This window comes from Bacteroides sp. An269 (assembly GCF_002159755.1).
Lineage (GTDB): Bacteria > Bacteroidota > Bacteroidia > Bacteroidales > Bacteroidaceae > Phocaeicola > Phocaeicola intestinalis.
On record NZ_NFJG01000010.1, the window covers coordinates 45,844 to 54,432 of the forward strand.

Sequence of the window (8,589 nt, forward strand, 5' to 3'; positions counted from 1 at the left end):
CCCCTATCACGGAGTTGCTGAATATATCTTTACTTAGAGAGGGTGATACGCTGTGAAAGCATTTTCCGTGCATAAAACCACACCACGACATATGCCACCCAAGGCACTACGAACGCCCAAACCATGGAGTCGGTATGGTCTGCCACCACTCCCATCAGCAACGGACCTACCACACCTCCCACAGGCGACATCATCAGGAAAGAAGAGGCACGCTTGGTATGGATGCCCAGCCCTTTCAGTGAAAGAGCAAAGATAGTGGGGAACATAATCGCCTCGAACGCATACCCACACAGCAGGGCGATGAGAGAAACGATACCAAGGTCGAACAATACCACCGTGGTGGTCAGTACCGTACCCGTAGCACACCAGAACAACATCCGTTCGGCACTGACACGCTGCATAATCCAGCTTCCGGAGAAACGCCCCAACATAAACAGTCCCAGCCCGCCGAAAGAAAGAACCAGCGAAGCATAACGGGCGTCCATCCACCGCTGTTCTACCACGTAATTGATAAAGAAACTATTGATGGAGATTTCCGCCACCTCATAAGCGAACAAGGCTATCAACCCGAAGATAAACAGCCGGTGCGACCATAGCCCCACCCGATGTCCTTCTTTGTCCACCTCTGCCTCATGCCTGATTTCGGGAAGTTTTACCCGCAAGAATATACTTGCCACAAAAAGCACCAATATCCCCATGCAAGCATAAGGAAAAGCTACGCTGTTGGGATGTTCTTTGGTTTCGGAAAAAAGGAACCAACCCACCAACAACGGTGCACAGATACACCCCAGTCCGTTGAACGACTGAGCAAAGTTCAAACGGCTCGCCGCCGTTTCTTTTGCACCCAGTTCGGTGACATAAGGATTGGCTGCCGTTTCCAGGAAAGTCAGTCCGCAACCGATAACGAACAAAGCGAAGAGAAAAGCATTGAACGAAACAAAATATTGTCCGGGAATGAACAACAATGACCCTATGCCATAAAGCAGCAAGCCGAATACTACCCCGCTCCGGTATCCGAACCGGTTGATGAATAATCCGGCCGGGATAGCCATTACGAAATATCCCATATACATCATTGCCTGAATCAATGCCGAATGAGTCTTCGAAATGTCCAGCATCTCCTGGAAATGTTTGTTTAATACGTCCAATATGGCGTGGGCAAATCCCCACAAGAAAAAAAGTGAAGTCAACAGGACGAAAGGCAGGAAATACTGCTTGTCGACCAATACAGTCCGTTGTTTATCCATGGATATCTTTATTATAATAAATAAGTTAATAATTCGGGTAAATCAGTTATAATCAGGTCGGGTAATGATTCGTTTGCATCTTCGTCCCAACTTTCTCCTTTCAACCACGCCACCCGGCATCCTATATGCTTGGCTGGGACAACATCTTTCGGATACGAATCACCTACTGCCAAAACCCTATCTGCCGGAAATCCCATAGCGTCTATTCCTAACTGGTAGATGGCTGGATCGGGCTTGCGTACCCCTACCACCGATGACTCTATAATGGCCGAAAAGCTTTCGGACAGACCGAAATCTTTCAAAACCGCCTGAATGTTTCCGTAGAAATTGGAAACCAAAACCAGCTTATACCGTTTTGACAGAGTTTGTAAAACCGGACGGGTCCGCTGTAATACGTCCCATACATACCTATAGCAACTGTCGGCTATACGTGTTGCATAGTCGTATTTATCGGCTTTCGTACGCGACAAGACCCCTTTATCAATCAAATAATCCACTTGAATACGGGTTTTGACCGAAAGCACTTCATGAAAGCCGTATTCCGGTTTTATCAATTGTTTGTGTGCCAGTGTCCGTTCACCATATACATATGCCTCACGGAATTCCGGTTTGCTGACTGGTACGTCAAAAGTCTTATACTTTTCCCATAAAACTTCTGCCCAATGACGGCCATTGGTATCAATAGTCCCTCCGTAATCGAAGATGATACCCTGTATATCAATTAATTTTTCACTCATTTTTCTTTTCATTTTTACAGTTGCCAACCTTCATCAGCAACACTCCTATCATAATCCAAAACAACTCCCGCACCCGAGCTATCAGTCCGGTATAGATACCGAATGCAGCTGGAATGGCAAGTCCTCCGGTTGCCAGGACAAATCCTCCTTCGCGAGCTCCCAGCTGCATGGGCGAGAAGAAAAATAAATTGGCAAAAAGCGAAGTGAATGCCATAATCAAAATACAAGCCAAGAAACTGACATCAGCAGTCAGAATGTTTAGAATGAAATAGACTTCCAGGCAGCCCACAATCCGTGCCGAGAACTCCAGTCCCAACGAAATATAGAACGTACTTTTCCGCTGTTTGTGCAATTCTGCTATTTGTGCATCTATCCGTTCCAGCGTATCTTTCTTTTCCACGCAGAACCGCTTTGCCCACTTCTTTACAAAAGGCACGTGCGATAACCAGTTCAGTGCACGTACCGCCATCCCGTTCCGGTAACCTTTCATAAAGAAATAAATCGCCAGAGAACAGAACGCTACAACCACAGCCAGCAGAATACCTACCCCCCAGTTCATCGGTTCAAAAAGCACATAAAGCACAGCCGATACAAGCCAAAACCAGAAATGCGAAAAGATATGCATCATGGCATATAATATTACGGAAGAAGTAGCTTTGCTTCCCCCCACATACGAGCTAAGTTCCATGATACGGTAAGGCTCCCCTCCCATCAGCCCTACCGGTGTTGCGTAATTCAAGGCAAAACCGGAGATAGTCAGTTTATAGACTTGTCTGAAAGGAACTTTTCCACTCTTCCCGTCGCAGATAATCACATACCATGCCCATGCATTCAGGTAATAGATAAACACCCACAGGAAAATGACAGCAGGAAGCCATATCCCTGCCCTACGCAGATTTTTCCACAACTCATTGTAGTCCATATCAAATGTGCAGAGCATCACCACAATGGCAAAGATACCGAAAAACCAAAATATGTTACGGGCTTTTTCTTTCATTGTCGAGCGTATTTATGATACAGATAGGCACTCAAAGCCTCGTGGCGATGGCGCATATAGATAAAAAGGATAGTCATAACTGTCATTTCAAATATAAAATATACCCACGGTTCACCCATAAGCAACGATACATAAAGCACTATGGCACGTGTGTTGAACGTGAGGATATTGGCATATTTCATCAGTGGCAGACTTAAAGAGCGGAATTCGTTGCGCAATGTACCGGGAATATCGTCACCATATTTCTGCTGTATAAAGGCATAAAAACGTTGGAAATTCGGGGTCATGCGTTCTTGTTTCCGGGTATAATTGCCATAAAAATACAGAAAAGCTTTCCACCAGAAATTTCCTTTCCAGAGAAGGCTATAAAACAAATCCCGCTGTTGTTTGAAGTTATCCAGTTCGCTTCCTGCTTTCCCTTTCAGGAAAAACAAATGGATATTACGGTAATAATCTGCCAATGCACATTGCCGGCTATGACAGAGTGTCCCCGACAAGGCGGCTATTATCCAAATGCCTGCTCCCCATACCATTCCTTCACTACTGCCTATGCCTAACGGCAAAGGTTGGCAGGTAAGACGCAAACAAATAGTGAAATAAATGGCTATAAACCAAAGGTCGCCTGCAAATCCGTCCAACATGCGTCCCCAACGCGTCTTTTTACCAGTCATACGTGCCAATTGCCCGTCGCAGCTATCATAATGGTTTGCCCACATGAGCAAGATTATGCCGGCAAGCGTATGTTTCAAGTCCGGATAATAAAACATGATTCCTGCCCCTATGCCCAACAGAATCGACAAAATAGTCACTACATTAGGGTGTACATCGAAATGCCTGAAAAACAACGCCCAGGCATAACCTATCGGACGGTTAAAATATATATCCAGAAACTCTTCCGTATCCATTGACTTGAAAGAGGCTTTCAATCCTTTCTTTTCTGTACTCATCTCTTAATGGCTGTTCTGTTTGGCAATGATACAATTGTAAATATAACCGGCTATTTCTGTTGACGCCTCCTCACAACAAGGTGCAAAGCTTGGCCAGTCATTGAAATCAATGATACGGATTTCGCCCGTCGGACCTACTACACAATCGCCTCCATAAACAGGTACCTGGAGCACCTCTGCCGCCCGGTTGGCATAATTTTTCAGTTTGTCCAGACAAAACGGGAAACCGCGTGCCTTCCCATTAATGGCTTCCAGTCCATATTTGCTATGCGATTGTTCGGTAGGATAAAACGAATAGAAAAAATCGGTATTCTTCACCCCGTAAAACTTCACCAAGTCTCCTACCAGATGTTCGTTGACTACTGCCCTCGGTATCCCACGGTTCCGGAAATCAGCAAGAACAATATTTGCCTCCTCCCTACATTCTACATAGACCACGTCTTCTTTCACCATAGCATGTGAATCACCCCGTTTAATCCAACAGGGGAACAAATCAAGCGTAAATCCCTGATCAGTAGGAATGATATAACTTTTGGGATGTGGAATGCCGTAATGCATTAAAATCTCGGTCATCGGCTGGCGAATGCAATTCTCGATTCCCTGTCCTGAATTAATAACCAGACTACCTGTCTTTTCCAGTTCTTTCAAATATGGAATGGTGGCATGGTCGCGTGCCATATTGAAAATGAATTCTGCCTGAATACGCCGTTGTACGAACTCTGTTTCTGAAAACAGTTTCACCTCACAGCCTTTTTTCCCCAGCTTTTCAGCTGTCTTCATCAAAATAGCCGCATCATTATTGATATGATTGGGTGAAAACTGGTTTCCACGACTCACTCCAATAAGCTGGATTCTTCTCTCCTCGTGTTGCATGACTTATGCGCTTCTCTCTTTATTTTTGGGAGTATATACAGCTCCCATCAATGTACTTCATTCAAAAATGCTTCTGCCTTTGGGATATCTGCAGCATGGTCTACGTCCAGAATTTTCGAAAACGGATATGCTTCCAAGCGTAATCCGTCGCTCACCAACTGCCGCTGAAAATTACGCATACGCGACATACCTGAACAAATGCAATGCTCCAAAGTGCCGATGGCTTGGGGAGTCAGGCAGTAAATGCCTCCTGAAATGTATTTCATACCAGGCATGGGCATGTCATAAAAACCGGTAATGTTCAAATCGGTATCGGTACCGATATATAGCGGCTTCTCATCATCAACATAATCCGTAACCGCCATCAGCCCATCTTTATCCGAAACTTTGAAAGCTTCGATGAAGCGGGAAAACTCATCTTCCCGGAAAACAGTATCTACGGTGGTCAGGCAAAAACGGTCTTCTTTCAGATAAGGACTCAACTCGTGGAAACTATGCATCGAGCTGGGAGTGGTCTTGACGACCACCCTCAACGGAATGTCTGAATGCTTTTCCAGTTCTGTCAAATGCGCCTTTGTCAAAGGTGATTCATTGTTAATGACGACCACTACCTCTTCGGCACCGTTCTGCATAAATATATGTATCAGGCGATCTATCATCGCTCTCCCATTCAGCTGTACCAAAGGTTTGGGCAACCGGACACCTTCTTGTGACAATCGGGTCCCCTCTCCAGCCGCTATAATTGCAAACTTCATATTCATTCGTCCTCTACCGTGTCCAGTTTCAGCTTATCGCTATCGTCACGTTTCTCGTAATATTGCTTGCGCAACGGGCGGGCATTGATTTCTTCTTCAATCTGCCGGCGGCGGAACACATCAAGTGCCACATAAATGGCTTGCCTGAAAGAATCCTCGGAAGCCACACCTTTCCCCGCCAGGTCGTATGCAGCATCGTGTACCGGAGCCGTGCGGACAATGGAAAGGCCGGCGGTATAGCAAACTCCTTCATTCATGGCAAGTGTCATAAAAGGAAGCACGCCCTGGTCGTAATACATTGCCAACACCCCATCGAAGTGCCGGTAATACCCCAACCCCATAAACGTATCAGCGGCATAGGGTCCGTAGCATAAGATACCCCGTTTGGTCATGGCTTCCACGGCGGGAACAATTGCCTGTTCTTCTTCCAGACCGACAAGCACATTGCTTTGTGCCTGCGGGTTCAGCGCAAACACGGCGATACGCGGATTATCAATACCGAAATCTTGCTTCAGCGAACGGTGGAACACTTCTATTTTTTCCATCACCTCTTCTTTTGTCAGCCTGGGAGATACCTCTTTCAATGGGATACGCCCTGTCACCAGTGCCATCCGGAAATCATCCTTCAGCAAGATTTTCAGTGCTTTTCTACCCTTGCCAAAGCGTTCTTCCAAATAAGCAGTATGGCCGGAGAAAGGATACTCTTCCGTCTGTACGGCATTCTGGTTTGCAGGAGCCGTCACCAGCACATCAAATAATCCTTCACTATATTCAGCCGAAGCCCTTTCCAGTGCATCGAGTGCGGCACGGCTTCCGTCGGGTGTAGGTTTCGAAAGTTCCACTTTCAATTCCTCATCAGTACAGCTGACAATGTTCAGACGCCCGTCTTGCGCTTCCGATGCCGAACTTATGATACTGAAATTGGCAGGCAAGTCCATCGCTTTACGGTGATAAGCCGCCACCTTGGGCGAACCGTAAACAACCGGTGTGCACAAATCCAGCATCGCCGGATTGGAGAAGGTTTTCAGAATCACCTCATAACCTACCCCATTGATATCTCCGTGGGTGATACCCACCTTTATTTTACGTCCTTCCATATCATTTCCTTATTTATTGATTTTTGTCTTGTCTTTATGTACATGTTGTCTTTCCGCCTGTTTCTCTGCTGTAGAAAGCATACCGCAAGCAGCAAAAATATCTTCTCCCCGCGAAGCACGAATGGTGGCAAATACCCCATGACGGGTCAAATAATCGCGGAATGCCAGCATCGTATCCGCATCGGTTCCCTGCAAATCCACCCCCGGAATCGCATGGAAACGAATCAGGTTGACCCGGCAGTCCAGTCCCCGCACCAACTTCACCAGTTCTTTGGCATATGCCAAATTATCGTTCACACCGCCGAAAACGATGTATTCGAACGACAGGCGCCGTTGTTTGCTGAAGTCATACCCCCGGAGCATGTCGACAATTTCACGAATGGAAAAAGCCTTTTCGGCAGGCATCAGTTCACCACGTTGTGCCGGGAAAGGCGAGTGCATGCTTACCGCCAGGTGGCAATCGCTCTCTTTCAAGAAGCGTTCCATTCCACGTCTCAGGCCTACCGTAGAAACCGTGATTCGTTTCGGGCTCCAGGCATAACCATAGTCTGCGGTCAGCACCTCCAGCGACCGCAACACAGCATCCAGATTATCCATAGGCTCACCCATCCCCATAAACACCACATTGGTCAGTGTGTCCCGCTCAGGGATAGAATAAATCTGATTCAAGATTTGCGCAGTGGTCAGATTGCCCGAAAAGCCTTGTTTACCCGTCATGCAGAACTTGCAGTTCATTTTGCATCCCACCTGTGAAGACACACATAACGTAGCGCGTTCGCCATCAGGAATATAAACAGACTCGATATAGTTGTTATCGGGCGTACGGAACAGATATTTCACCGTGCCGTCCACCGAACGCATCTCATGCACCGGAGCAGAAGCCCCCACCTCGTACATCTCTTTCAGCCGTTCACGGTTCTTGAGCGACAGGTCGGTCATTTCATCTATCGAAGCCACCTTCCTCCCGTACATCCAGCGTGCCACCTGCTTCCCTGTAAACTTGGGCATTCCCAAGCTTGTCACGATTTCGGTCAGCTCGCCCAGTGTTTTTCCCAAAAGGGATATCTTCTTTTCACTCATTCAACACTTGTTTTGTTTGCAAAAATAGGCAAAATCTCTGAATTACGCGAAATAAAAAAGCAGAATACAGAAATTCACACTACAAATTAAGACTTCCGGAAGAAAAATAAGCGCGGTATGAAATTGTACATTTTCTCACCAGATATTTTAATGTGCCAATGAATAATAGGCAATGTGCTAATTTATTTTCACAAAATGGATGCAAGAGGGGTATAGGTTGAAACGACACCCCTGCGCACGGTATGGTTTCAACTCATATCGTCTTCCCCATGACCTTAATTCAAGTAAGGTCATCCTGCGGGATAGGGTGGTTTGAAACTACCTTATCTCAGAGACGACCTGCTTTCAAGGTAGGTCGTTGTTATCTTGCGCAGAGACCCCCTCTGTCAAACATACACCGTCTCGGCACGTATGTCGGTATGGAGAGGGGAATAGTGAGGGAGGATTCACTCCACAAAGATACGAAAAATTTTTCAATTGGCAATGGATATTAGGCAATGGACAATGGAAATTTGACAATCGGCAATTATTTTTTTTGGCAAGTTATACTTAAACCACTGAAATGCAACTATTTGCACAGGCGCGCGAAGCTATATATACCGGAATTTGCATATAGATGCGTGATATATGCAAGATATAAGCATAATGATGACAATGACAAATGACAAATGACAATTAACTTTTTCCAGAAAATGCCTTAATGGCAGGTGAGCGACATTATAAATTATATTATATATATATTATAATATATATATAATATAATTTAATTTACAATTCTCTTTTCTTCTTCGTGGTGCGTTACATCACTTTGTTAATTGTCATTTGTCATTTGTCATTGTCACGATAATACAAGCAT

Annotated in this window: 8 protein-coding genes; all 8 read right to left on the reverse strand. The window is 45.7% G+C overall.

What is annotated here, in order from left to right:
• Positions 1 to 29: 29 nt before the first annotated feature.
• The 8 genes from B5F71_RS03935 to rlmN are packed head-to-tail and all read right to left on the reverse strand — an operon-like array spanning position 30 to position 7,733.
• The gene (locus B5F71_RS03935) at positions 30 to 1,247 is read right to left on the reverse strand and encodes a sugar MFS transporter (RefSeq protein WP_022039440.1); all 1,218 of its coding nucleotides are present in this window, start codon (positions 1,245 to 1,247) and stop codon (positions 30 to 32) included.
• Positions 1,248 to 1,258: 11 nt separating this feature from the next.
• Complete coding sequence (locus B5F71_RS03940; RefSeq protein ID WP_087207826.1) at positions 1,259 to 1,984, reverse strand: HAD family hydrolase; 726 nt, start codon at positions 1,982 to 1,984, stop codon at positions 1,259 to 1,261.
• The gene (locus B5F71_RS03945; RefSeq protein ID WP_087207829.1) at positions 1,977 to 2,981 is read right to left on the reverse strand and encodes a lysylphosphatidylglycerol synthase transmembrane domain-containing protein; all 1,005 of its coding nucleotides are present in this window, start codon (positions 2,979 to 2,981) and stop codon (positions 1,977 to 1,979) included. Before B5F71_RS03945 ends, B5F71_RS03940 begins: the two co-directional genes overlap by 8 nt.
• Positions 2,978 to 3,928, reverse strand: a complete 951-nt coding sequence (locus B5F71_RS03950) for a CDP-alcohol phosphatidyltransferase family protein (RefSeq protein ID WP_087207831.1) — start codon at positions 3,926 to 3,928, stop codon at positions 2,978 to 2,980. The genes B5F71_RS03945 and B5F71_RS03950 overlap by 4 nt, the downstream gene beginning before the upstream one ends.
• Before the next feature lie 3 nt (positions 3,929 to 3,931).
• Positions 3,932 to 4,801, reverse strand: a complete 870-nt coding sequence (locus B5F71_RS03955) for a hypothetical protein (RefSeq protein WP_022039436.1) — start codon at positions 4,799 to 4,801, stop codon at positions 3,932 to 3,934.
• Between the two features lie 47 nt (positions 4,802 to 4,848).
• Positions 4,849 to 5,556 (reverse strand): NTP transferase domain-containing protein, encoded by a 708-nt coding sequence (locus B5F71_RS03960; RefSeq protein WP_087207849.1) that lies wholly within the window; start codon positions 5,554 to 5,556, stop codon positions 4,849 to 4,851.
• Positions 5,557 to 5,558: 2 nt separating this feature from the next.
• Entirely contained in the window at positions 5,559 to 6,653 is a 1,095-nt protein-coding gene (locus B5F71_RS03965) for a 4-hydroxythreonine-4-phosphate dehydrogenase PdxA (protein WP_022039434.1), read from the reverse strand.
• 9 nt (positions 6,654 to 6,662) lie between these two features.
• The gene (gene rlmN / locus B5F71_RS03970) at positions 6,663 to 7,733 is read right to left on the reverse strand and encodes a 23S rRNA (adenine(2503)-C(2))-methyltransferase RlmN (RefSeq protein WP_087207832.1); all 1,071 of its coding nucleotides are present in this window, start codon (positions 7,731 to 7,733) and stop codon (positions 6,663 to 6,665) included.
• Between the last annotated feature and the right edge of the window lie 856 nt (positions 7,734 to 8,589).